This is a genomic window from Desulfoluna sp. HI9BLuna (genome assembly GCF_056829775.1).
The window spans coordinates 3,776,801-3,802,422 of the sequence record NZ_CP186555.1 but is presented as its reverse complement, the minus strand read 5'-3'; the positions used below and the strand labels follow the sequence as shown (position 1 = coordinate 3,802,422).

Genomic DNA, 25,622 nt, shown 5'->3' with positions numbered 1-25,622 from the left:
ACCAAGGCGTATGTCTACCCTTGAACAATTAACCAAAGGCCGCAGCGCGGTTATCGAGGCCCTTTCCGGGACGCCGGGTTTTGTGAACCGGGCAGCGGCCATGGGGTTTACCCCCGGAGCGCGGGTCACGGCCGTGCAGAACACCCGCACACTTCCCCTTCTGGTCCACCTGAGGGACACCCTGGTGGCCATTGACAGGCACGACGCCGAAAGGATCGCCATCCATGAACCCAGCAAATAGCTGTCAGGGGCGGTGTGCAGCCGGGTGTTGCCACGCAGAACCCGCCGCCTGCACTCCGGCCTGTGACCGGGACCTCACCGTGGCCCTGGTGGGCCAGCCCAACACCGGAAAATCCACCCTTTTCAACCGCCTCACCGGGGCAAACCAGCACGTAGGCAACTGGCCCGGTAAAACCGTGGAGAAAAAAGAGGGACAAGTGAAGGCAGGGGGACGAACCGTCCACATCTTCGACCTGCCCGGTACTTACAGCCTCACCGCGGGATCCATGGAGGAGCGCATCTCCCGGGACTTTCTCACCGAAGAGCGCCCCGATGCCGTGGTGGCGGTGGTGGACGCGGCCCAACTGGAGAGATCCCTCTACATGGTGGCGGAGCTGGCCCTGCTCAACGTTCCCACGGTGATCGCCCTGAACAAAATGGACCTGGCAGCCCAAAAAAACATCACGGTGGACGCGGAAAAACTCGCCTTCCTCACCGGAATGCGCGTGGTGCCCTTGTCGGCCATCGACCGCAAAAAGGAGACGGGCATCGAGGCCCTGCTGGGTTCCGTGGGTGCACCGGCTGTCCCTTGTGCCCCGGTGCTGGCCGAAGAGATGGAGGCGGCTTTCGGAGGGGTGCTTCCCGCTGTCTCCGAAGCCCTTGCGCCGCACACCCGCCCGGGGATGCCGCCCTTGTGGCTGGCGGTGAAATGCCTGGAAAAAGATCCGGAGATCCTGGAAAAAGTCCAAGAGACCATGGGAGGTGACACAGCCCGAGAGGTGTCCCGCCATACCGAGTCATGCCCGGACGGCCTCGTGGCAGGAACCACGGCCCGATACGCATGGATCAGCCATATCCTCTCCGAGGTGCGGTCCCAGGCAGACCGAACGCCCAAGAGCTTCCAGGGACGCTTTGACAGGCTGGCCACCCACCCCGTCTGGGGCAAAGGGGTGGCCGCCTGTGTTCTCCTGCTGGGCATTGTGGCGGCCTACGCCGTGGCCATTCCCCTCATGGTTCCGGCCTTTGCCCTTTTCTTCTCCACCCACGCCATCCATGACGCGATCGCCCGGGTGGCCCCGGCCTGGCTGGCGGCCATGGTGTGCAACGGCGTTCTCTGCGGTGTGAGCCTCGGGCTGATGATCATGGGCTTTATCGGGGCGGTCTTTTTTGTCATGGGGATCCTGGAAAACTCTGGCTACATGGCCCGGCTCGCCTACATCTTCGATCCGTTCATGCGACGGCTCGGCCTCCACGGCAAATCCGTGATGCCCATGCTCATGGGGCTCATCTGCAACATCATGGGGGTGGCCGGAAGCCGCACCATCGACTCCTGGCGACAACGCATGCTCACCCTGGCCCTGATTCCCATTGTGCCGTGCAAATCCCTTCTCATTGTCACGGCCTTTCTCAGCGGCATCTTTTTCGGCTCCAAGGCCCTCTGGGTGATGCTCGCCCTTTTTGCCGTCACCGGCCTTCACATGGTGGTCACCTCCCGCCTGCTGCAGCGGTGTGTGGTGCCCGGTGAGCCCACGGGCCTCATCATGGAGCTGCCCCCTTACCAGAAACCGGACATGAAACACGTCTGCCTCTACAGCCTCACCCGCATGAAGGCCTTTTACCACCAGGGGTTCTGGTTTCTGGCAGGAGTTTCCTTTCTCACCTGGGCCGGAATCTACTTTCCCGGGCCCACCATCCACCAAAGCTACATAGCCTCCCTGGGACGCTCTTTAGAACCCCTGGGCCAGCTCATGGGCTTTGACTGGCGGCTCTGCATCGCCTTTATCGTGGCCTTTGCCTCCAAAGAGGCCACCCTGGGCACCATGGCCGTCATCTTCGGAGCGGCCACCACCACCGGAGCCGACCTCTTCAACATCATCATGGACAAGGAGCTCCTCTCGGTTGTCCACAACGGACTCAGCTCGTTTCTGGCGTCCTCAGGGGTCTCCCAGGCCAGCGCCCTGGCCTTTGTCTTTGCGATCTTCTTCTCCCTGCCCTGCTTTGCCACCCTAGGGACCATCTATGCAGAGACCCGCTCTGTACGATGGACCACAGGCACCCTGCTTTACTATTTCGCCGTCTCTATCACCATGGGGGCCGTGGCGTTTCAGGTGGGCCGGGTTCTCTTTCCGGGGGGATAGCCATCAGAAAAATGAACACTCAAACTGCATGCGCACCCGCCCGGGGCAGCTCCGGCATCTGGGTGCGCATGCGTATAATACTGGCGTGTTGACCGGAAAATTGCGATAGTACTTCTTCTGATCATACCTGGCTAATGGGCAAAGGAGGTGCAATGACCCGCAGCGATATAGACAAAGTCGAAACAGACGCCAAGCACATTCTCAACCAGCTGGGCTCCCTGAGCTCCTTTCTCACCGGCATGGACCCGCACACCGAAGGGGACGCCTGCTTCACCATGCCCCTTTCGATCATGACAGAGGCCATGTCCTTTGACGTGAGTGTCCTTTATGAAGTCTGCAACGTGGTGGACAACTGGCTGATCCTGGAAGTGGCCCGCGTGTTTGATCCCAAGGGCTACCGTGAGGACCTGAAGGAAGGAAAAAAACTCATCCTGGACCTTACCCGTGCCGAAGGGATCTACCTTAACGAGGTCAAAGCCTTCACCTCCCGCAAGGTCTCCTGCATCAACGTGCCCAACGAGGGGTGCGACATGATGGGGTTTGTCTACCTCCCGGAGAGCCTGGGCGGCGGCTACCTCTTCGGCGGGGACTACTGCGGAGAAGAATCCCGGGTGCGGGACTACGAGGCCAGCGTCTGCGAGATCATGTGCAACTTCCTCAGCACCATCCTCATCAAGGCCCAGCTTGAAAAACTCGCCGTCTACGACAGCCTCACCGGCCTTGCCAACAGCAGGCGCATCAAAGAAGAGGCCTCCCGCATCCGAAACCGATTTGCCCGAAAGCCCAAGGCCGTTGCCTCCGTGGCGATCTGCGATATCGACCACTTCAAGGCCGTCAACGACACCCACGGCCACATCCAGGGGGACATGGTCATCAAGGAGGTGGGCGAACTCCTCTCCACCTCCATGCGCAAACACTTTGACGTGGCAGGGCGCTACGGCGGGGAGGAGTTCCTTCTGGTCCTGGATGAGACCACGGGCCCCGAAGCCATCGCCATGATCGAGCGCATCCGCAAAAAAATCGAAACCCACGCCTTCCCCAAGGTGGACCAGGCCGGAAAACCCATCCCCGGCGACTCCCTTCGCATCACCCTCTCCTTCGGCGTGGCCGAAAACCGGGCGGACGCCTCCCCCTGCGATGCCCTGGAGTGGATCAGCCGGGCCGACCGGGCCCTCTACCGCTCCAAACACGATGGCAGGAACCGGGCCACCCTCTGGAGCCATGCCCTGGATGAGGCGTGCGTAGAAACGGCTTAAGACTGCCTCCGGCGGTGAGGTGGACCACCTCGAAATGTGACATCCCGTAGGGTGTGCTTGCGCACCATTTGTTCGGAAAACCAACGCCTTTTGCCATTTCTATGCGTTGTGAAGGTCACCTGCAGATGGGTTTTCATGGCCAGTACGATTCTTCGGCGGTGCGCAAGCGCACCCTACCTCACACCCCCGACACCGTCGGCAACGCGTCACACCTACATAAAGATGCCTTTGTAGATAAAATAACCGTAGCTTGCGGCGAGCAGGGCCCCTGCGCCCCGGGGAAGGCGCTTCATGGCCCCGACAAAGAAGAAGTGGACGGCACACGCCGCCATGATGGTGAAGGCCCCGGTTTCAAAGGAATCGGGGATTCGGATGGGAGAAAAAAACGCGAAAATGCCGATGCACATGGGAATGCAGATATGGCCGTCCCCGATCTGGGAAGAGTAGGCGATGTCGGAGCGGTCCACGGCTGCATAGTAAAAGGCAAGAAGCCCGTTGGGGACCACCATGAGAAGGCCGCTTAAGATGCCGATCTGGCTTGTGGAGATGATCCCCCCGCCCCCGGCCGACACCCAGGCCACAAGCCCTTCGATGCTGACATAAGTACCCCAGGCAGCACCACCCACCAGCAGGATATCCACAACCACCCAGAGACTTACGGCTCTGTGTTTCTGGACGTTGGTCTTCATCACATCAAAGACCTGAAACACCTGCCAGAAAAGAAACAGCCCCATGAGCACCAGGCCGTCCCCCTGGTTCAGGCCCCCGTCCCGACCCAGGGCCCAAGTCACGGCCGTAAAAAACACCATGGCAATGAGGGTAAGAAGCAGGGAGAGGTAATCGAGCTTCTCTTCTGAACGGTCTTCCTTTGTCCCCTTGAGGGTCAGGCCCCACAGCAGGGCGGGTATACCCAACAGGATGGTCAGGTTGGTGACGTTATTCACGATGCAGTTTTCAAGGACCATGGCCGCGTCCCCGCCCGTGGTTCCCATCACATAGGCAAAGGCGAGATTGGAAAACCCCGAGCAGTACGGCATCACCATGGTGCCGATGGCAGTCCCCTCAAAGCCGCGCTTCTCAAAGGCATTGAGCCGCCAGACCATGACCATGGAAGAAACCAGAAACAGCCCCAGGAACTGCCACGGCCCTGCGTGGGACCCGGCGGCCAGGACGCTCTTATAAATAGCGGTATAATTGGGGGTGGCAAGCAGTGCCATCAGGCCGCTCAGCAGCCGGGCACAATAATCCAGTATGTTATCCACAACGCATCCATCAATCCGGTTTAAGGCGCAACATCGCAACAAGACACTCAATAGTAAAGTTTTCAGGGGGCGACAACCTTCAAACCCTGTGGGTACTCAGCAGTCAGGGCCCCTGAAGGATGTCATCGACCAAAAGAGACGTTGTCTTTATTCTTATGTGGAATGCGTGCGGAGGATAAATGAGGGCCCACCGGTGTTGCCCACCCTCACGTTGGAATGTGCTCTGCCTTTCGCCATGTATCGTATGCAGCGTATGACAAATTAAAATGATTGACTTTGCATCCAATTGGGCTGATTATTAACGATATCCTGTCATTTTTAAGGGCTATACGCCTTTCACCTGCTTCGACAATTCAATACAGATCATCGCGACCTGAACGTATGCAGCCATGCCAATACAATGCGGCATGATGGTTTCTCAATCCCGGCAAGGCTTTCCCGTATAATGAAGAGAAAACCCTCCCGGACAAATGAGAAACCTGAGGCCTGCCTCTTCTGCTGAAAAGCGCTCTCGTAATTCTCCAAAAATGAGTAAAAAATCGTCCCGCCAACATTTGGACGACTGTATGCCGTATGGCCGGAACTCAACCCCATAGTCCGTTACATTTTTGAGGTAATTTCGAATCTAAAAAAGGAGAGCTAACATGAAGATCAACGTTTCTGCTTTAATCCTGACCCTGATTATGATGGTTTCCCTGGCGGCCTGCGGCACCTACTATCAAGTGACAGACCCTTCAAGCGACAAAGTCTACTACACTGAAAAAATAAACAAGAAAAACAACGGAGCCATCGAGTTCAAAGACTCAGCCACAGGTAAAGAGATCATCATCCAGAACTCTGAGGTGATCGAAGTTGACAAAGATGCCTACGAAGCAGGCATGGCAGAACCAGCCCCCGCACCAGAACCTGAAGCGGAACCAGCTGCTGAAGCAATGCCTGAAGCCGAAGCCGAGCCCACAGCTGAGGCAGAGCCTGCAGCGGAAACGGAACCTACCGCTGAGGCAGAGCCCGCCGCCGAGTAAAACCCAGCGCTAAAATGGAATAAATAAGATGGAATATTCAGGCTTTGCCCCTCTGTTTTGAACGTTTTCGAAACGGAGGGGCAAGGCAGGTGATCACGATTTTGGCGGTGATGGGTGCAGGTTTTTATGATACAGCTGGCACGCAGTAAAGCGATGGATACTCACCCATCAAGAATCCCCATGATTGATTCCATTAACCAACCAAAGGAAATCCTTTCCTGCTCCAGCCTGACATGCTCACCATAATGCCCTCCTCGCAACTCAGCGTAAAGGCCTGCCCCTTTCCTTGAAAGCCGTTTCAAGTCTCGATTTTCCTGCCGTGACTCTTTTGACCTATGCTGGAAATAGTGGACAAAGCAACAGTTATTTCAGTTCAAAAATGCTTGGCAGCGAAGGCCCTGCCGGAGTGGGATTTGAGGTAGGTCTCGAAGGCGATGGCGATTTCAATTTTCCAGGGTTTGTACTTTGACGTGTGGGGGACGCTTCCGGAATTATGGGCCTATAGGCGAGTTCCAAGGTCAGAGGTCATACCGGTATAAAACCGTTCCGGAAACGACTCACTTCGGAGCATGTATACATAGTAAAATCCCAAGGCCGCCCCCAGAATTCCTTCAATAAATCAACAAGATTGGATTGTTATTGGGCTAAATTATTTCAGTGAAAATGAAAAAAGCTTGATTAAGACTTCATACCGATGGCGTTTGGGTGGATTGTCTGGCTTGCCGGGGCGTAGCCTGAGCCCCCTCTGTGGCGTGTCTTGAAATGGCCCGGCTTCGCACTGCGTGCTACGCCGCGGCAGGCTTCTTGCTCGCTGGCGCTCAGGCGAAGCCTGGTGGAGGCGGCGTCCATCGAATTAAGCCCTAAAGCACCTATCAATAAGAGCTTTATTAAATTAGATTTTTGGTAGGTACCGTCATAAATACCGTCACCTAACTTGGGTACTTTTTTTCCAGCCGTTTTAGTCCGGGAAAGCCCAAACACGGTGCCCCCAAAGGCTACCCATCAAGGGGCTCATCTTCTTGCCCTATCTTTTTGATGATTTTATCAAAATCGCTCTCAAAAAGTCTATCTTGAACAAAACGGTACGTTTCAAATTCGCTCTCTGCATGGGCCTTTGCCAGCTTGGCACTCACCTTACCACGGTCTTTGAGCACCTCACGGTCATCAAACTCCAAAAACATATCCAGCCGCTTCGCCCAATCCTCCATGGTCATCGGAATTTTTCTTTTTGCACGGTCTTCAGCCAAATCCAGATAGGCGTTTACGATACGGCCCAGTGACTCGATCTCTTCTTTATCCAGATAGTTCTTGGCAATGGACACATCGGTTTTCACAATTTTTCCATCGGGAGCATTCCCCCAGGATGTCAGCCCCATATTGACTTTGGTACTGTCGGCACGATGCACGATAAGTTCAGCGGCAGTGTGGCCATGGATGGCAAAGTGCAGCTTGTTCTGAACCTTGGAGAAGAAGGCTTTTGTGGTTGGTGCGTCCTTGTTGTAATCCAGGCTCGTGGCATAAATATCAGTGATCTTCTGGTAAAAGCGGCGCTCGCTGAGCCGGATCTCACGGATCTCTTCCAAAAGGCGTTCAAAATAATCCTCGCCAAGGAAGCTGCCGTTTTCCATGCGCTTCCTATCCAGCACATACCCCTTGATGGCAAACTCGCGCAGCACCTGGGTGGCCCACTGGCGAAACTGAGTGGCCCGAACGGAGTTGACCCGGTAGCCCACGGAAATAATGGCATCGAGGTTGTAAAAATCAACCTGTCTGGAAACCTCCCGGCTCCCCTCCATTTGAACTATTCGAAATTTTCGAATAGTTGCTTCCGGCTGAATTTCACCGATCTCAAACACCTCTTTCAAGTGGTAATTGATCGTATTCACACCTACATCGAACAACTGGGCCATCAACTTTTGAGACAGCCAGATCGTCTCATCCTCATACCTGGCTTCGATGCTCTGCTCACCCGCTTGCCCGGTAAAAATCAGAAACTCCGCCGTGCTGTTGCGGATCAACGGTTTCTTGGTCTCCCCCATCTGTGTCACGCCCCCCAATATAGAATTATCACCGACAGAAATGCTCTCTCGAAACATTTTGTGGTTCATTTATTAGCAACAACTTATGTTGTCGCTCACATTTTACAAAATATGAGCGACAAAATAATTTGTGTTCAGTTCGTGAGCATTAAAGCAGGGGGCTTCTCAGCAAGATAATCTTAACTTATGAGCCTATAATGAGCCGGATCGTAACTATTATGCGTCAAGCGCATATATTATGGCTTTAGCTCATAATATGCACCTCTAAGGATCCCTTGCACTTCCCCCCATACTCAACCTACAATTTCAAAAACTTAGAAGACTAATCTCTTGTAATTCAACACAGCGCCATGCCCCCTGCACACTTTTTGGTTCCATGGGCATTGATGTTTAACACCATTCAATCTTGTTGCAGCTTGTCAAAATGGGTCTCCGTCATGTTTGCTGAACGTTGGCATCCGCGTTGGCCGAATTGCCAGGCAAAATAAGGCCCTTGTCGATTGGGTTGGCCGCAAGCATTGCCCCCTGAACGCCACCTTGCGTTCTGTTGCAGAATTCTTGATGAAGCAGAATGCTCACAGACGTTTGGTTCTTTAGGTTCTCATTAAGCCAAAGCGAGTATGCGCTGAAACAGCAAGGCGTTAACAGTTTAAGCCCGCCATAAACTTTTAAGCGATTGCGATCGCTTTCGAATGTTGGATTCGGCCCTTACCTTTACGGGGAGTCGGGATTGCGCCGCAAAGATGACGGAGAGCCGTCAAAATCAGCTGGCCGGACTCAGCTTTTTTGACTGATTTTTCACAAACCTTAGCACTCAAAATATTAGACCGCCCACGTTTCGAACCGTGAGCATCAACCAGGGTCGCTTCCACCAACTTCTCCACTGCAGCCCGACCAACTGCCTCTGTTTTTTGGACAGACTGAGTAAATTCAGCAGACTCCATTAATCATTAATTTCCAACGGCGGTTTTGGTGCTCCCACCGTGTTGTGTGATTCTAGGTCGACACTTGATTTTTAGTGCACCTTTGGAAAAGACATCATCTGATGCTTTGCTCGACCAAACGTAAGCCTCCCCTGTACCAAGGTGACTCATCTTTTCAGAAGTCAGCTCCCCCAAAGCAGCGTTGGCTTTCTGAATATGCTTAAGCCATGCAGGTGAATTGAATTTATGCATAATGATCTGCGATGAAAGTTCAATCAACGACACGGGGACTGATGGCGGATCTTGGGATGCCACCATAATGCTGGTTCCTTTGTGGCGCATCTCCCGAACGACTTCAACCAACCCAGAAACCAAATCATCGTTCTCGATGTACTTATGGGCCTCATCAAATACAACCAGCTTATTGAAAGCATTACCTTGATAAGTTGCCTCAGATAAAATCTGCAACATTACCACGAACAGCCCAAGCGCTTCATCTTTCTCGATGTATTCATCTCGCAAGTCGACGATAATAAGACGCCCCGGACGTATCAATTCCTGAAGACACAGGTCATCGTCAATATACTCACCAGCAAAAAGGAGCCGTGTCAGAGCCAGATCCTTTAAATGATCAGACAATCCTGACGCCTCAATACCGGTGCGAAGGGCGTCTAAGGTCAAATTATCCCGAAGACCGCGCATGATGAGGTTTATCTGACGCATATACATACTTTGGCTGCCAATGGCACCCATCAGAAATTTCCAATGTGCGGCCTTCAATTCAGAGGCAGAGAATGCAATAGGCCTCACTTCTATATCCGGGTATTCGGCTCTGCGATCATCTACCTTGCTCGCAGGAGTGAGGATCAGAACATCTTTCAAAGCTTCAGGATTTGCCTTGTAACGTTCGCGGAGGATACGAATCTCTTCATCCACCGAGTTCGCATTGATCATTGAGGTGAACTCAGGCGCATAGTCTTGCGTAGGGCTATAATGAAAAATCACGGTGGCAAGCGGACTTGGCAGCACATTGATGTGCTCGAGCGGCATGGATGCCATTTCGATAACCGAGCCAAGCGTATAACTCTTACCGCCACCCTGGACCCCAAAGAGGCTGATCGTATGAGTATGATTCAAATCCAAGGCAATCTTTCTCCCGGACACGTCCCCCAGTAAGCCGTACTGCGGTGAGTCCCCATTCACACCAAGCATAATATCGTAGTTGACATCTGCAGAAAGCGACTGCTCTGATACAGACTCTTGAGGCATGCTCTCTTCTGAGTTAAGAGGAGCTTCAGGCTCAGCTGCCTCGGCTTGTGCATCAACCTTTTCGACTTCTTCGGGCTTAGCCGAAACATCCGGAACCTGAACAACGGGCTCTTGTGTTGATTCCGTATTACCGGTGACAAAAACATCCTTTGCAACAGGCGCAGGCAACGCCTCCTGTTCACCCCAGAATTCACTTATAGTCGAGGTTATTGACCTCTCCCGATGGGGAGCAATAAAAGCTGCCGTCTCGAGCTTTGGAACGCTCGGAATCAACTGCTCGCTGAGAAGATACTTGGTAGGCTCTTTTTCAACTTCGACCGATACAGGTTTGCGACAGTTCTCAAGCAATGCATGGATCAGATCCTTACCGATACGGTGGAATTCAATTCCAACTTCGTTGTCTGGGGCATCGGTACCGTTTTTTTCGAAGTCAAATATCAGTGCACAACGCCGGAACTTCAGCGAGTATCCCTGTTCGATAGATGCCAGAAAAACTTTCGCTTCTTGAGCTGCAATTGAATCAAAAATTCCATAGCGCAATGAGCGCTCGAGATAAAACCTAAGAATTTGTCTAAATTCTCGACTCTTAATAAGCCTATCCGGTCGATCTGGCTTTTTAAGTGCCGGATCAAAATGACGCTGAATGATACGCTCGCTCTGGTTGATTTGAGAGGAAATCCGCTCCTTGAGCTGGTTGAAAGCCGCAAAGTCCCCCACTTGTGAATAGCATTTCACCTCGATCAAGTTGCATGTAATGGATCTCTCAGATAAATCGAGATCGAATAAAGCAAGATCGGTACGCTGTAAACTAATGGCATCACTAACGTCGTCAGCGTCCCCGCTGGAGCGATATAAGTCGGTATGAGCATCCAATGGAACAATAATCTGGTTGCTCAACGCTCCTTGATATTCAAGGTACAGACGCGCCAAGGCCAGTCCCAGGGCTTCGGCCTGCTGTGTCGGTGCTGAAATCAACTTCAAGGCAAGCTGCCCTGACAATGACCGGAGATTAGCCAAAATCTCGACTGATTGTTCGCCATTGGCCGATAACCCGTGTCCGAGAAGAACAGGCCTCAACATTGCCTCAAGTTCAGCGTTGGACCTCGAAGAAATGATCAAATTATGTGTTGCTTGAGAACTTGCCCCCGGAACGTAATCAATCAGATAGTCAGGTCTATTTTTCCGACCACCATGATCGAAAAACTCGATCCCCATATTGCGGTCAATGGTAAACACCCAGTCGCTAATCTGATGGACTTCATAGATTAACTCTCGCTGAGCAACACCCAGGCCCAGAGTTACGACGGGCACCGCTTTGAAACTGGCTCCAGATGCGGCGACGGCTGCAGTTGCGAAGCTCACATGGCGGCTCAAGGATGAAAGTAGATCAAAACATGCCGCCGGGCTATCTGTATTAAAAGGACGACCGACCACAGGCATCTTATTCCAGAAGGTACCTGAATCATCATCAACAAACTCTGTATCGAAATCCTGTATTAATCCATGGAGTGATGTAATCCCCACTGGTTTCTCTAATATCGAGACCACCTCAGCAGGAAACACGTCAAGCAAAAAGCTGAGGTGAGCCGAGAACTCTTTGGCGTTTTCATGAAATTCGGAAAGAGCATGCTTAGCCAAATTAAGTTTTGAAAACAAATGGCTGCCGGAGGAAATCGCAAAGGCATCGGCGGCCTCGTTGATGTTGGATCCCGGTCGCGCCATCAATTCAAGAGATTCACCCAATACCGGCGAATCAGGGTCCGCAGCAAACAGACGAATATCATAACGCAAATCAGCATATTCAAGCTTCTGTTGTAGCGACAGCAATGCATCCGCTATGACGGAGCCGGCACCTGGATTGAAGACATTAAGTGACAACTCGCGAACGTATGGGTGCTGCGACAGATACCGCTCAATCTTATCGGCAATCACCTTGCCGGAAATGTCAACACCTGCTGTTGATGGTTCTGCCAAGCCAAGAGCCGAGCAAATTTCTGCCATTAAGCCCCGAGAGTTGTCCTCGGTCGTCGGCGCGTACAACGCCCAAAACGCGTTCAGGTTGTCTACCGGGGTAAAAATGCGCCCATCCTCGACTGGAACCCCTACTGGAAATGCCGAAGGCACAAGCCCACCCAAAAGAGATGCTTTAACATATGGGATGTGGTCCTTCCCCCCCACTTTAATCTTTTCAATCCACTCCCTGCCTAAGGCCACCCAACTGGATAGCCATAGCGCGCGAAGTGGATGTGTCGGGGAAACCAGTACCGCCTCACGATGCCCTCCTCGAAAGTCCGTTAAAACGACATGAATGGAATCCACGGCAAGCATATTACGAAGTGTCTGAAGATGTTGCTGCCGTTCAGTTCCAGATGTCGTTTCCGCCTGTCGATTCAGGCTGCGAATTAAATCGAGATAAGCCTCGGCATACGCCAAGCACTCTTTCTCGGCATCTCTAAATGAGAAGCCCTGCATCACCAATTCGCCGGTACCCTTCTTCACTCTTGCAAATAACTCTTCCCGGGCGGCCAAAAAAGATGCCATAGCTGCCGAAGAGGGAAAATTCAACCCAACTTCCGATGGAGGTTCAGCAGTGTCTAAATTTATCTGCATCCGCCAGCCTGATGGATGCTTTGGTTCATTCAATATCCGCTGTTCAATGGCTTTTAGCCTTCTTGACAACGGAATCTGAACTCCACCGTCACGGCCAAACTTAGCCAGAAGTACTTCATTGCGTGAAGCTTTGCTTGTGCGCCTCCCCTCAGCCCAAGCGACGTCACTCAAAGCTATCTCGTCAGAATCACGCTCATCCCCCAATGCAGAAAGCTGTAGACGAAAATGAGCGTGCTCTACACTCAGCTCAATCGGGGTTGCCCGCTGAGGAGGATCCTCCTCAATGGTCCCAGTCGGAAGAACATAGAACGGTTCACTCTCATAGGTACGTTTGGCTGTATCGGAGACAGAATCAGCGTCCAATGGAATCGGATCTCCATCTGCTGTCCATGGAAGAACCCGAACAAAGTGCCACCCTTCTTCAAACTCAACCTTATTTAATTTTAATATACTAACCGTTGCTTTGGTTCGGCTTGGTTTCCAAACATTTACCTTTTTGGATTTTCCGACCGGCCCACCGTTTTGTGAAACCATTTGGACTGTAAAGTGGTCCAAACCGCTAACTTTCCCTGGGTGAGGATTGACGTCAAAAACAACTTTCATCTTTCTTCGGTCGTTAGGAACCAATACTTGTTGCCCAATGAGCCCGGATAAATGAACGTCAGCTTCATCCTTCTGAACGAATGGCAAATCAGTTTCCAAAACAGTTAGTGATACCTTGGTCAGAGACAACTCATCCTGAAAAATCCATTTATCGAACGAAATATCCCACCAACTTTTTTCTGTGACAATAGGTGGTGTCCAGGCTTCCGGCTCGTGGATATCGTATTTCTTGAAATACGTGTATAAACGCAATTCAAGCGTCTTATCACGGAGCCCCAAGTCCGCGATGCGCCCACGAACGGACTTGTACGAACCCATAAGACTTCGAACACTGTCCAGGTTCCGCCGGATCTTACGATTAATCATCCCGAGATCAGAAAACAGCTTAAAGTCTGGAATTAGAGTCAATTCATACAAACTAGCCCCAAGCGTTTCGCCGTCAATTCCATTTTCTAACGCAGTAAGTAGATACCTTACACGGGAAACTTCATCCGCAAACAGCCAGCCTTCTTCGGTTAGGCTCTGAAAAAAATCACGCACATGCCCAAGAAAGGAGGTGGGAATCCTATCAAGCAAAGCGTCTATCAAATCTTCGTAAATTGAGGTGAAGGTCAGTTCCTCGAATGTGGCTACACCGAAAGAATCTTCAGCGCTAGTACGCAGTGACGTTGGAATAAATACAAGAAGCGGTGGACGCAACTCTCCATTCGCATCAGGATTTCGCAACTCAACCAGCTTGGTGGAGGTCACCCGGTAAGGCAGCCCCTCTTGGTCATCGTTGGCAAGGATAAAAATGTTACCATTCGGACGGATCCTTCGAAGCTCCTTGCATACAGACTCCATGACATCATCATCGAGATCGGTAACCCGCATACAGTGACCAATACTCCGATCACCCAATATCTCTTCGAAAGAAGGACACAGTAGGTCTGCAACCGCCGTATTCAATTTATCTTGGGATAGCTTGGTAAACGTGTTACTCATCCCTCCCTCCCGTTCTTATCTATTCCGTCACGTATCTCAATTGCATAACGAGGCGATACCTTTTGGGTTACATAAGCGTCTGACAAATCTTCGTAAAAACCAATTTCACGAAGGCGACGTTTAAAGGAGTCAAGGTTTAATCGTAATGCTCGGCGGGCCAGAATACTATCATTATCAGACGTGTTTTCAGGGAGCCGATCAATATAGAGCCCGTAACGATTCCTCAAGAATACCAATAACTCTTCAATACGAACTTCCCGGGTTACAAAATGGCCCCCATCTTGATTCAACACGGCCAGTTGAAGAAGTACCTCAAGCAGTTGGCTGCCCAGTACAAACCGACGAGGGCTTCCTTTGCACCGTGACTGCGCCAGCAACCCGCTTTTCTTATTTTTCAGCATTAAAGAGTCCAGACACTCTGTTATGTATTTCCGATGATACTTGCCACGGTAAGCCATTAATATCTCGATAAAAGACTCGAATTCGTCCAACCCCATTGACATAACTTCGCGAATTTCTGGATCGACATCCCCGTTCCCCGACGTTGATTCATCAACCAAGCCTGCCAAACGGAATTTGAAATAGGCATTCCGATCTGCATCATGCTCAGGTTTCAGCAGGGAAACCAAATCGCCGACAGAAAACACCCCAGAGGCTGGCGCGGCAAGTTTTCCGGTTTTATTGCTTAAATAATCCGCCATTTCATCAAGCTTTTTAACAACAAAATTGGCTTGCACGAAAGAAGGGATTTGACGGTACAGTCGCTCGGTGGACTTACGAGCCAACTCTGCCATATGAGGATTATTCACATCGCCCATGTCCACCACTAAAGCTATGCGATAAGGGCACCCCTCTAACGAATTATCAAGGCTGGGGTTGACCGGACATGCCTTGGTGCAGCAAAGGTCGTTTCCAGAGCGCTGTTTCACAAATTTTGGCAGCACCTGCATCAGCTTAAGGTGATAAAGCGACAAATGAAAAGCCATAAGGGTCTTAAGATAATCAACCAAGACCGAACGCGGGATGTAGGGCTCGTAAGCCAAAAGCCTCAGGATGTCATCAGCCATAATATCGGCCTGCCCTATACACAACGGATGAATCCTCTCCGGCTCCCTTGAATCACGCATGTCTGCAGTCACTTGAGAATTAAACCGTAGCAATGCTTGTGTCTCAACATCGACAGTGACACCAGAGTCATATTTATCAGTGACAAGATCAATTCCGGGGAAAAAAAAGCGTTTCAGGGCATCTCTGGCAGCCTGCCCTTTGCTCTTGCGAGCATAAAAAAGCATCCAGTAAACATGTTCACCGGCGCCATAATCACGGCAATGCTTTGCATTTCGAAATTTATAGGTTTCTCCATGAAGGGGACGAGGAGAGGCCACAGCTTGTTTTGACTGTCCCCTGTTCACCACATCGAGCAAGTCGGTTTCCATCCACTTCTGTACAATATCTGGATATTGATCAAAGTTTCTAAAATATTCTTGAATATCAGAATGTTCTATAATTTCATAAACAAACGCCTCAGGCTGAAGGTTGTTTGCCCGAGGTGGTTTTCTGCTCCCATATCCACCAAACTTCAACCTTGGAAATAGCATCGTAAGCACCCGATCCATCTCGGTATGCTTAAACTCTAAGTAACTTACTTTCGGGGTTCTGAACTCCTTATCCCTTCCTTTAATCGACATGATACTCGCACCCCTTTTCCGACACAGTGAGACTCAATACCCCGTCTTCTTCACGATTAATTTGATAAAAGCGATGACCCGTTTCTGTCAGGAGTACCTCCTGATATGGGGCTGCCGATAGGACATTCTTAAATACAGACAGGCTAAGATAGAAGCCTTCTTGCTCTTCAATACTGGGCCGATAACCATTGTTCAATCGCACCAGCATCTCATAAATATCAAGATTGATTCGGAGGCTCGCGGTATGGCCTTCTCCTGAATCGTAGAACAGAACCAGCGCTTGAGAGAGGCACTCCAAAAAAGGATGGGCTGCTGTTTCTTGTTCAGCACGAAGGGTGAAGTGTTCACCATTAAATAGCCGGTAGCTACGAATAGTCCCTTTATCCACTTGACGAACGCGGAGTGCCAGCTGGTGACCCAGACGCGATGGGTCGTTCAATCCTTCTCCCCGATTAATAGCCCGAAGAATAGCGGAAACTGAATCAATGCTTTGTATAGCGGGTTGTTTAATGGCAGTCAGAAAAGGATCAATGCTTTCATAAGGCTGCATCGCCTTCCAGCTAAGATCACGACACTCAAAAAAATGACGCCGGCGCATGTGTGAAAGGTAGTTCCGATGTTTGGCAATCAGTCGAGAACGGCTCTTTGACGAATAATCACGGGGAAGACTATTAAACAATACCTCCACCAATTCATCGTCATAAGCAGGACGGTCTGCAAACGAAAAACGGCTCATAGCCTTTGCCTTGGGGTTTAAAAATCCCAAGGAACGATCCAGATCAGGGTTACTGACCTCAGCAACATCAATCTCACTCAACAATGAAATTAAACGGTCATTTGAACCAGCACCACTTGCAAGCCAGGAGTTGAAATAGAACCCATTCAGTATGCGATTTTGGTTCTCCTCACCACCACTCTGGTATAGCTGATGAATTCCGTCGCAGTCCCGGGTTCCAACCAACATAAATGCAAGGGCAGAGCGCAAATCGCGCATCGTAATATGCAACCGGCCACGCAGGTGGGTAATGGTGTAGAGCAGCTTCAACCGCTCAATGACTTTGGGGCCGGCAACTGGGTCCTGAAAGGTTTTGGCATTGTGATAGGCGTAACACTTGCCTTTAAGATCACACGTTTCACAAGCCTGCCAGTACACCTGCTGAGTCATGCATGAGACCAACCGTTCCAAAATGGAGGGTTTGCCCTCTTCAGGATCGGCAACCACCGAACGCAAGTTAAGATTAATAACGGCAATGCCATCGTCAGGCATCTCCCCCCTCAGGCCTCGTTGAACCTGCTTGGAGAGAAGCGGAAACTCATCTTCATTCTCCAAGAAAAAATCCACCAATCGCCCTTCGTTGATAGCAATCAGGCGGGTTTGATTCTCCGGCCAACCTGTCTTGTCATTGCCAGCATATGGGCCGAAAAATGTCCGCAAAACGATGTCATTGCGTTCTTCGCCCTCATCCTGACTGCCGTCGTAATTGCTCTGAAACGTATGCCCTTTGAGCTGAAATATGGCACCGTTCCCTCCGCGCTGAATCTGCGCCCCCTTGCTCTCGGCATCAGCCTCAAACTGTTGGATGAAAGCTGTCTTTCCATCACCTGCATTGCCGCTGATAATCACCAGCCCAAACTCGCCTTTGAAGAGGGCCGGCTTGAGCCTCTCGTCGAGATAAGTCGATACATAGGTGGCCTTGCCAATCTCGTCTAATCCACGGGTGCCGGCATTTGAAATCTGGCTCTGGCTGTATAAAGTCAACAAATGAGTCACAAAAGGATTTACATTCGGCGCGCTTGTTTCAAATCCCAACGTCGCAACCACCTTCGGGCCGCCACTTAGCTCACCAGTAGTGAGTATCGAGCGATATTGTTTTACGGCCTGCAGTGCTGCCAACACCTCCTCTGCCGATGTAAAACGGTCTTTACGCTCTGGGGCGACCATCTTAAACACGACGTCAACCAACCCCCGACTCAAATCAGCGCATCCTTTGAATTGCTTTGGATCCTTGGGCAGAGTCTTTATCGGTGGAGTGGGTTCATCGAAAGGGTACTTTCCGGTCAGGCATTCGTAAAAAGAAATGCCCAGTGCATAGAGATCACGGTCTACTCGATCAGCAGCATCGGGTTCTACTGAATAGTCATAATCTGGCGGGAGGTAGCGGCGGGTACCCCCACCGCCTTGAATTTCATCGTTTTCGCTGACGGCCACATTAAAATCGATGATACGGATGCCTTTATCCGTCCAAAGTAGGTTAGATGGTTTCACATCCTGATGGTACACACCATGCTTATGTAAATGCCCCAACCCCTCTGCTGCTTCGGTGGCAATTTGAACGGCATCTTCAATTGAAATGGATTCAATCTCGATCATGTCAGAGACATCAATGCCTTCAACATATTCAAACACGATATAAGGTGTCTGATTGGCATCAGCCATACGATCTGCCCAGACGACTTTCACCACATAGGGGTGATCGGGCAGACCGGTGAGCGTCTTGTACTCTCGGCGAAGGCGCTCATAAACGCTTCGTCGATCCCGAGTGACCAGCTTGATGACTCGTACGACATCCCCCAAAGAGTCGAAGACTTTATAAGCGACACCGAACCCACCACTTCCCAATTTTTTCTGAATACGAAATCGCTCAGCAAGAATGTAATCTTGGGGCAAATTTGTTAAATCTTCCAAAATTGGTTGTTCATTTGATGCATGAGATGCCACACCAAATGATAAATCATTTTTTCCTTCAGGCAGAATCAGATCATCAAGAGCCTTTCGGGCAATCGCTGCACTCGCAGGACGATCTTCCGGATCAAACTCACAGAACAGTTGTAACCATTCATCAAACCCCTTGGGCAAATCCGGTTTGTGCTCCGATGGTTTGATTAAAAACTTGCCATCCGCCTCGATCATCTCATCAACATCTACAAAAGGGCGTTCACCTGTGAGCAATTCGTAGAAAATAAAACCAACAGAGTATAAATCCGAAGCGATACTGGCTTCTTTGGGAAACGATTCTTTTTCACTTTTTACCAACTCCGGAGCACGATAGGTTGGATCGAGATCTTCAATAATCTGCTCTGCAATGGTACTTTCATTGCTACGGTTCTTTCCAACCCGGGAGAAATCAAAACCAGTCACCCGGGCCTGCCCACCTTTAGTCACCAAAATAGCATCAGGCGTCAAGTTGCGATGAATCACTTCATGGCGATGCGCATGATCCAACGCCGATAAAACATTGCGCATAATTTGAAGTTTCTGATCAAAGGTAAGAGCCAAAGAGGGCTTACTGATATGAAGTCGAAGAACTTGGGCGGGTAAATCTTCGGTGACCAGTATCACCTTATCTTCTTCTTCATTTTGAAAGAGGGCTTTTACCGCCAAAACATTGGCGTGGGTTGGCATATGGGCTACGGCACGATAAGCATTGCTGATCTTCTTGAACTCTTCCTTACGGGCGGTCTCTTCCTGGTAAGGGTCGGCCTGATACACACGCAGCCGAGCCATCCCCCCCCTTTTGCCAAGAAGATTGTGTTTGGTACGATACTCTGTATAGCGATCCGTCCCTCCCAACCTCTCTTCCACCAGCCAATCCCGAAAAACCAAGGCTGCTTTTTGGGGTTTTGCTTTACCTCTGATGGCTTTCGAAATGTGTGAATGAAAACGGCTGATATTTTTAAGCCGATGCTCAGGGATACGGCTCTTGTCACAAAAATATTTTAAGCAATGCTTAAGATCTGTTACGTCCGGGCTATCGATACCGGCTTGATCCAAAAGGTTAGCATCACTTGATGTGAGCAGCACAGCGGCGTGCACATGCGCTTTACGCAATTCGATCAGTCCGGTGTTACTCTCACGAATCATAGTCGCCATGGCCTTGGCATGGCTTCGCAACTTGCCCAAAGGAGAAAAAAACGGTTGTCGGCCTTCGGGATACCACTTGGAGCCGTACACATCGATATTTCCACGCGTCCCCTTCACATCAACCAAATAAACAGCATGGGGAGCCAGGATGGCGACATCGATTTCAAAAACGTCCTGCCCCTGACGCATCTCAAAATTATGAAAAATCAGCCACCCATCGGGCAAATGATCTCGAAGGAAACCGATGGCCTGACGTTCAGAATCGTTCACGGGTTGCCCGATGGGGATGACTTTTGCCATTAACGGCCTCCTTCCTCAATGGTGCGCTCAACAAGGGCTCGGGCTTCGTCTTCAAGATCAATGGCTTGACTACGTAGTTCAGAGCTACGGAACCCGATGCTCCCAATCTCATTGCGCACACTTTCATCAAGATCTGGGACAACGACTTGGCCTATCTGATATTCATCAAGATGCGGTATAGAGGAACCATAAGCCCTAGCCTTGAGTTGCCGTCTTCCATACTCTGATCTTAGAGCAATTATCAAATAACCAGCATCAACTTCGTTTTTGCAGTGAATCCGGATAGCATCTTCTGATACTGCACCACCGATTAACTTGCCATATGGTAATACTGCAGTTCCTATAATACCGGATAACTGACCAGACCTTGGGATCAATAAAGTCCTCTGATCCACAGTCAAATTGTATGCATCCACGATTTTTTTAGGAATTAAGAAGCTCGGCTGAGGGTCCGCCCACATCAATGCCGTGGTACCGAACATGGGAACGCCAAATTCTTCGTCATCAACATGGATCCTTTTAAATCGTTTCGGTTCTACTATCGATTCTGAAATGTCCGCCACGGTAGTTGTGCCTACAGATGCTGTATTTATTGAATCGATAGCTTCATTATGAAAAGGGCTATGAAAACCTGCATCAAGCCGTTTAAGAAGTCTGGCTGAAGAAACTGTCCTAACGCCAAATTCAATTCCATTGGTCTGGTTTTGTGATAACCCACGGAGCCCTGACTCGCGCTCCATTAGCTCAATCGCCTCTGTAATGGATTCGCTTGCCTTTGTACGTAGCTCGGCCGCCTGTTGAACCAAATCATGAGCTTTTTCTTCCACTTCACCAAGACGAGGCACAGGAAGTTCAGCGATATGGTGGGGTTCCAAGTGTGTAATTATTGAACCGTAAGTTCCTGCAACGATAATCGGCAAACCAAATTTTGTGCCCAAATATGCATATATATAGCCAGGATAAACTGCATTCTCATCAGGAATCACTCTCAAGACATCTTCTGAACAGGCCATCTCCGCCATATCTTTACGAGAGTACGCCATGCGGCCTATAGTACCGGAACGGGTAATGAGCGTCCAACGATCCTTAATTAAAAGTTGGCTATTTTGACAAGCAACAGATTTAGCAATGTAACTAATGTTACTCAGGTCCGCCTGAAGAATATCGGTGCTCGACAAAAATGGATAACCATGCTGATCATCATCAACCCAGAGCCGCGTGATACGACCCGCGTTAATAATTCCAGAGATGCCTCCTTTTGTGAGGTTTTGTAGTTGGTCCTTTCTCACCGGTAACTGGCGGAGCAATTCTTTCGCCTCGATAGCACCTGACATATACGGTCCACAATCGAGTCGACATCCTTGTTTTTCGATCCAACTACTTGGAACTGCCTTTATTTGAAATTTTCTGCTCATAACATCACCTCGCCGGTTACGCGGAATTCCTTGAATCTCTCTGCCACCAACGGCAGCTCGTCATCAATGCGTCGATTACGACGAGTGGTGCGGCGAGTTTCCACCTCTCCACCTTTTCGAACACGTTCAATGACTTCTTCGTTAAAAATCAATTCTTCTCCATCGGGCGCGCGATGAAACAACATGTTACCACGTGCATCCACCCCTGCACGGCCTACCACAGCCATAAAAACTTTGTATTCCGGATGTTCAGTATGAATCAATTCTTCCTGACTATGACGACGCAAAACCAAAAAACTCGGCAAGGCAGGGGTCAAACCATACTCTTTCACCGTCACCTTAAAAGGTTCTATCGGCAAATCAACGCTTGCCATCACTTCACAATGCCGCAGAATCCACCAACGCACATATTCATCCCCCGGATTCCCCAAAAGACCATCTGGCAACAGTATACCGATACGTCCTGTGCCGGGCTTCACCCACTGAAGGGCTCTCTCCAAAAACAACACCTCGGGGGGAACGCCACCCACTTTTATATTGCCTGAGTTGCGATACCCCCCCTCACCATCAGGGTTCCATGCATGCCCAAGGTCATAATTTTCCAGAATTGATTTATCGGTAACCACTTCCTTTGTCGAAAACCAGGGGTTAACCAAAACCACATCCATACTGTTTAGAGGTATCGCTGGCCGAGCCGCCTCAACGCCATCCAAATCTCCATCTGGAAAAGTCAGAGCGTCTATGCGAAACACGCGACCAGGGTTGCCCGTTGTCAAAAGCATGTTCATACGACTGGCGACTGCCAAAAACGGATCGATCTCGCAACCCAACGCGTTACGATCCGCCCATGAAGCCGTTTCATTTTGCGATTGAACAATCTGCTCGACTGTTGCTTCATCTGGGGTCGTGCCATGCCCCGAAAGCTTTTGCTTGAAAATGTGATCTGCAGCCATGGCCAAAAAGGTACCGGTTCCGCTGGAACAGTCCATGATGCGTTCACCCGGCTTAGGGTCAAGCATCTGAACAGCCATTTCGGCGACATTCAAAGGGGTCGGGTATCTTCCTTCTCGGCCGTCCATCACACTACTCACCACGGAACGATAAGCATGGGTACGGTAACGTGGTTGGGTTTCACTCAAGGAGAAACGAGCCAGCTCCATAACAACCCGAGCCGTTTCCTGGGGTTCCAATGTGAGATCCCAACCCCGTGTTAAAAGGTCCGGTTGCCAAGCCTTAGCCGATGCAATACATTTGCTAATGCGTTGTTGAATGGCCAGCTGGCCTGCCTCATCAAAAGGCTCATCACCCTTGATCCAGAACTTCCGTTCACCCCATGGCCGAGTCTCATCATAGATCTTAGCAAACATCAACAGCCCGACCTGTTTAAAGGTATCTTTATGGTCCAGCCCGAGGTTACGATTGATATACCTATGCGCCCGCATCAAAGCAGCTTCAAGGCCTTCCGAATCCGCAGCAACCTGTACAACACCACCTGTTTTATCTAAGTCTGATGTCGCTTCACCCGGAACAGGCCAGACACCCAACGGTTTTTGTCTCACTTCAAAACGGGTATGCTCAACCTGGAACAAAAACTCTTCCTGTCCATTGGTCCACATGCCCAGCGTCGCACCAGGAATAAGTTCCAGCAAATTTTTCAGTTCTTGGAGGTCAGTATCGGCCTCAATGATGGAACGAAGCTTGTCTCGTTTCTTTTGATGTTTACAGACAATAATCCGCTGTAAATTTTCGTTGGTGTGCTTGGCTCCGGGGCGAAAAATACCGATATCCATCTTCGCCGGCTTCCCGCCCTTAATTCGGTGTTTGTAGTCCACCTCAATATCATCTCGGTTGAAACCATACCCCTCGATGAGTTGGCGCAGCACTTTCTGTACGATCAGTTTTTTGGGAGAGGCACTCTCTTTCTTACCCGTCAGAATATCGATATAAAAGTTATCGGGCTCTTTTACATCGGAATCGTCATTGGATGTGCCATTGATATCTGCGTTTTGATCATTCACTCGTTCTGCTCCTTAAGAAATTCTCGATACTTTTCAGCGATAACTGGAAGATCGTCATCCTCAATTTTTTCACTACGAGTTAAGGTGCGCTCCACAAAACGACCGCCAATACGAAGGCGTTCGGTGTACTGTTTGGGCTTAACGATCTCTTCTCCATCCGGTGTACGCTTGTAGAGCTTATTTCCACGGCGGTCGAATCCAACCTTATCGGCGACAGCCATAAAAACCGGATACCCTTCGCTTCCTCCCAGAGCCTCTGCTTTTTTTTCTTCATCACTCTTACGACGCAAAAAGAGCAGGCTGGTCAAAATATTTACGTTTGCCTCGGCAATAAAAGCTTCAACCGGCAAATCGACAGAAGCAAGAACCTGTGTTTCACGCATGATCCACCAACGGATGTACTCCGCTGCCGGGTTGCCGAGCACACCATCGGGAAGAACAATCCCCATGCGGCCGGTACCCGGCTTGATCCACTTGATACAACGTTCAATAAACAAAATTTCTGGCGAAACGCTGCTTTTTAGTTGGCCTGTGTTTCGAAATCCACCGTCCCCATCGGACTCCCAGTTGTGAGCCAACTCGTATTGTTCCAGTATATGTTTGTCTGTAATGGGAATATCGGAACCAAACGGAGGATTTGTTGCGATAATATCGACCGAACCCAATGGGATCTCTCTCTCTGCCATTGGAAGATCGGCCAGATGGCCTTTGGGGAACTCAAGTGAGTTAATATTGTATATATGCCCTCGGCCATCCCCCGCCAAAACCATATTCATCTGGGCGGCACGGATCAAAAAAGGATCGAAGTCTGCACCAAAAACGTTTTTGGCGGCATAATCCTTAAGCCGTTCATGGACACTCAGGAACTCTGTTGTGTTTTCGTTTCCAGCCTGGATGTTTTGTTCATCACGGAATTTTTTCAGCATATAGCCAAGGGCCGCAACCAAAAATCCACCGGTTCCACAAGCCGGATCCAAAACCGTTTCATTCTCTTTCGGGGCAAGCATTTCAACAACCAGCTTCACCACACCCCTGGGTGTAAAATATTGGCCTCTGTCACCCCGCAGGTTGACCCCTACCAATTCTTGGTAAGCAACGCCTTTGGCATCGACATCGGTACGGGTGAAGTCGTATTTGGCCAGTTCAGAAACGATAAAGGCAAGAGCACGGTCCGAGAGGGTAATCTCTTCGTTACCCCTAAAAATATTATTAAACTGCTTCTTAACTTCAGAAAACAGTTCATCGATTCGCTTACGGATGGCCTCTCGCCCCTCGACTTCAAACTGCTCTTTGGGCCCAGCCCAAAAACGGCGTTGCCATGCCTGACGCTGTTTGCCCCGCAAGTTTTCGTCATGCATCTTACAAAAAATCAAATAAAGAAACTGCCAAAAAGCCGCATCCTTTGGCATCCCCTCATTGCCATGGATAAAGTTGTGACAACGGCGGAAAGTAATCTTCAGCATCTCGTTGTCCGCTATGCGGGTGTGGGCATCGGAAAGCACCTCTTTCGTGCCGACAGACTCTTCCGCCATGGGCCAGTCGCCAATGGGATTACATTTGGTTTCAAATCGTTTCTGTTCTTTCTCAACAAAAAAGAACTCAAGACCATTGGTCCACAAACCATACTTAATGGCCTCAATATCGCGCATAATGTTTTCGATATCTTCCAAGTCCTTTGAGGCCTGCTCAAAGTCACGAATACGGACAGCGCTCTTCCCGGCCTTTGGTTCTTGTCGACACAACACAGCTCGGCCAAGATTTTCAATCACGTGGTCTTTCCCATGATGAAAGATGGCCACGTCCACCTTTTTACGCCCACCTATTTTAAAATCGAGCTCCATATCTTCCGGAGAAAATCCATATTCATGGATCAAAGCTCGAACCACCCGCTGGCGAACCAACTCTTTCTTTGTTTCCTTGATTTGTTTACCTGAAACATAATCAAGTGTGAAACCTGCAGGGATAGCACCCTCAGTTTGCGCAATATTTTCTTTGGCCATTAGAAACTCCATTC

At 50.2% G+C, this 25,622-nt stretch carries 13 protein-coding genes and 1 pseudogene; 4 read left to right on the top strand and 10 right to left on the bottom strand.

Features of this window, described 5'->3' with window-relative positions; genetic code table 11:
* Positions 1-10: 10 nt before the first annotated feature.
* The 3 genes from ACOYW0_RS15345 to ACOYW0_RS15335 all read left to right on the top strand — a co-directional run bounded on the left by ACOYW0_RS15345 (position 11) and on the right by ACOYW0_RS15335 (position 3,613).
* Positions 11-241 carry a FeoA family protein gene (locus ACOYW0_RS15345; protein ID WP_482414714.1) on the top strand — a complete coding sequence of 77 codons (231 nt, stop codon included), beginning with the start codon at positions 11-13 and terminating at the stop codon, positions 239-241.
* Positions 225-2,357, top strand: a complete 2,133-nt coding sequence (gene feoB, locus ACOYW0_RS15340) for a ferrous iron transport protein B (RefSeq protein ID WP_482414713.1) — start codon at positions 225-227, stop codon at positions 2,355-2,357. Before ACOYW0_RS15345 ends, feoB begins: the two co-directional genes overlap by 17 nt.
* A 152-nt stretch (positions 2,358-2,509) precedes the next feature.
* Complete coding sequence (locus ACOYW0_RS15335) at positions 2,510-3,613, top strand: GGDEF domain-containing protein (RefSeq protein WP_482414712.1); 1,104 nt, start codon at positions 2,510-2,512, stop codon at positions 3,611-3,613.
* A 212-nt stretch (positions 3,614-3,825) separates the two neighbouring features.
* On the opposite strand, the gene ACOYW0_RS15330 is transcribed toward ACOYW0_RS15335, so the two are convergent.
* A complete protein-coding gene (locus tag ACOYW0_RS15330; RefSeq protein ID WP_482414711.1) occupies positions 3,826-4,875 on the bottom strand; it encodes a hypothetical protein in 1,050 nt (349 codons plus the stop codon).
* A 644-nt stretch (positions 4,876-5,519) separates the two neighbouring features.
* Between ACOYW0_RS15330 and ACOYW0_RS15325 the strand changes: the two genes are divergently transcribed.
* Positions 5,520-5,897, top strand: a complete 378-nt coding sequence (locus ACOYW0_RS15325) for a hypothetical protein (protein ID WP_482414710.1) — start codon at positions 5,520-5,522, stop codon at positions 5,895-5,897.
* A gap of 161 nt (positions 5,898-6,058) precedes the next feature.
* Here ACOYW0_RS15325 and ACOYW0_RS15320 read toward each other — a convergent pair.
* The 9 genes and pseudogenes from ACOYW0_RS15320 to mads2 (ACOYW0_RS15280) all read right to left on the bottom strand — a co-directional run.
* Positions 6,059-6,220: pseudogene (locus ACOYW0_RS15320) on the bottom strand (Wadjet anti-phage system protein JetD domain-containing protein); the annotation flags it as partial.
* 672 nt (positions 6,221-6,892) lie between these two features.
* Positions 6,893-7,993, bottom strand: coding sequence for a virulence RhuM family protein (locus tag ACOYW0_RS15315; protein WP_482414709.1), 1,101 nt, complete (start codon positions 7,991-7,993; stop codon positions 6,893-6,895).
* A 611-nt stretch (positions 7,994-8,604) separates the two neighbouring features.
* Positions 8,605-8,880 carry a hypothetical protein gene (locus tag ACOYW0_RS15310; RefSeq protein WP_482414708.1) on the bottom strand — a complete coding sequence of 92 codons (276 nt, stop codon included), beginning with the start codon at positions 8,878-8,880 and terminating at the stop codon, positions 8,605-8,607.
* 6 nt (positions 8,881-8,886) lie between these two features.
* Positions 8,887-14,325 (bottom strand): methylation-associated defense system ATP-binding protein MAD8, encoded by a 5,439-nt coding sequence (mads8, locus tag ACOYW0_RS15305; RefSeq protein WP_482414707.1) that lies wholly within the window; start codon positions 14,323-14,325, stop codon positions 8,887-8,889.
* Positions 14,322-16,013 (bottom strand): methylation-associated defense system protein MAD7, encoded by a 1,692-nt coding sequence (mads7, locus tag ACOYW0_RS15300; protein WP_482414706.1) that lies wholly within the window; start codon positions 16,011-16,013, stop codon positions 14,322-14,324. The genes mads8 and mads7 overlap by 4 nt, the downstream gene beginning before the upstream one ends.
* Positions 16,003-20,175: a methylation-associated defense system protein kinase MAD6 gene (gene mads6 / locus ACOYW0_RS15295; RefSeq protein ID WP_482414705.1), complete on the bottom strand. Its 4,173-nt coding sequence runs from the start codon at positions 20,173-20,175 to the stop codon at positions 16,003-16,005. The genes mads7 and mads6 overlap by 11 nt, the downstream gene beginning before the upstream one ends.
* The gene (gene mads5, locus ACOYW0_RS15290) at positions 20,175-21,590 is read right to left on the bottom strand and encodes a methylation-associated defense system restriction endonuclease subunit S MAD5 (RefSeq protein WP_482414704.1); all 1,416 of its coding nucleotides are present in this window, start codon (positions 21,588-21,590) and stop codon (positions 20,175-20,177) included. Before mads5 ends, mads6 begins: the two co-directional genes overlap by 1 nt.
* Positions 21,587-23,608: a methylation-associated defense system DNA methyltransferase MAD2 gene (mads2, locus tag ACOYW0_RS15285; RefSeq protein ID WP_482414703.1), complete on the bottom strand. Its 2,022-nt coding sequence runs from the start codon at positions 23,606-23,608 to the stop codon at positions 21,587-21,589. The genes mads5 and mads2 (ACOYW0_RS15285) overlap by 4 nt, the downstream gene beginning before the upstream one ends.
* The gene (mads2, locus tag ACOYW0_RS15280) at positions 23,605-25,608 is read right to left on the bottom strand and encodes a methylation-associated defense system DNA methyltransferase MAD2 (protein WP_482414702.1); all 2,004 of its coding nucleotides are present in this window, start codon (positions 25,606-25,608) and stop codon (positions 23,605-23,607) included. Before mads2 (ACOYW0_RS15280) ends, mads2 (ACOYW0_RS15285) begins: the two co-directional genes overlap by 4 nt.
* Positions 25,609-25,622 lie beyond the last annotated feature (14 nt).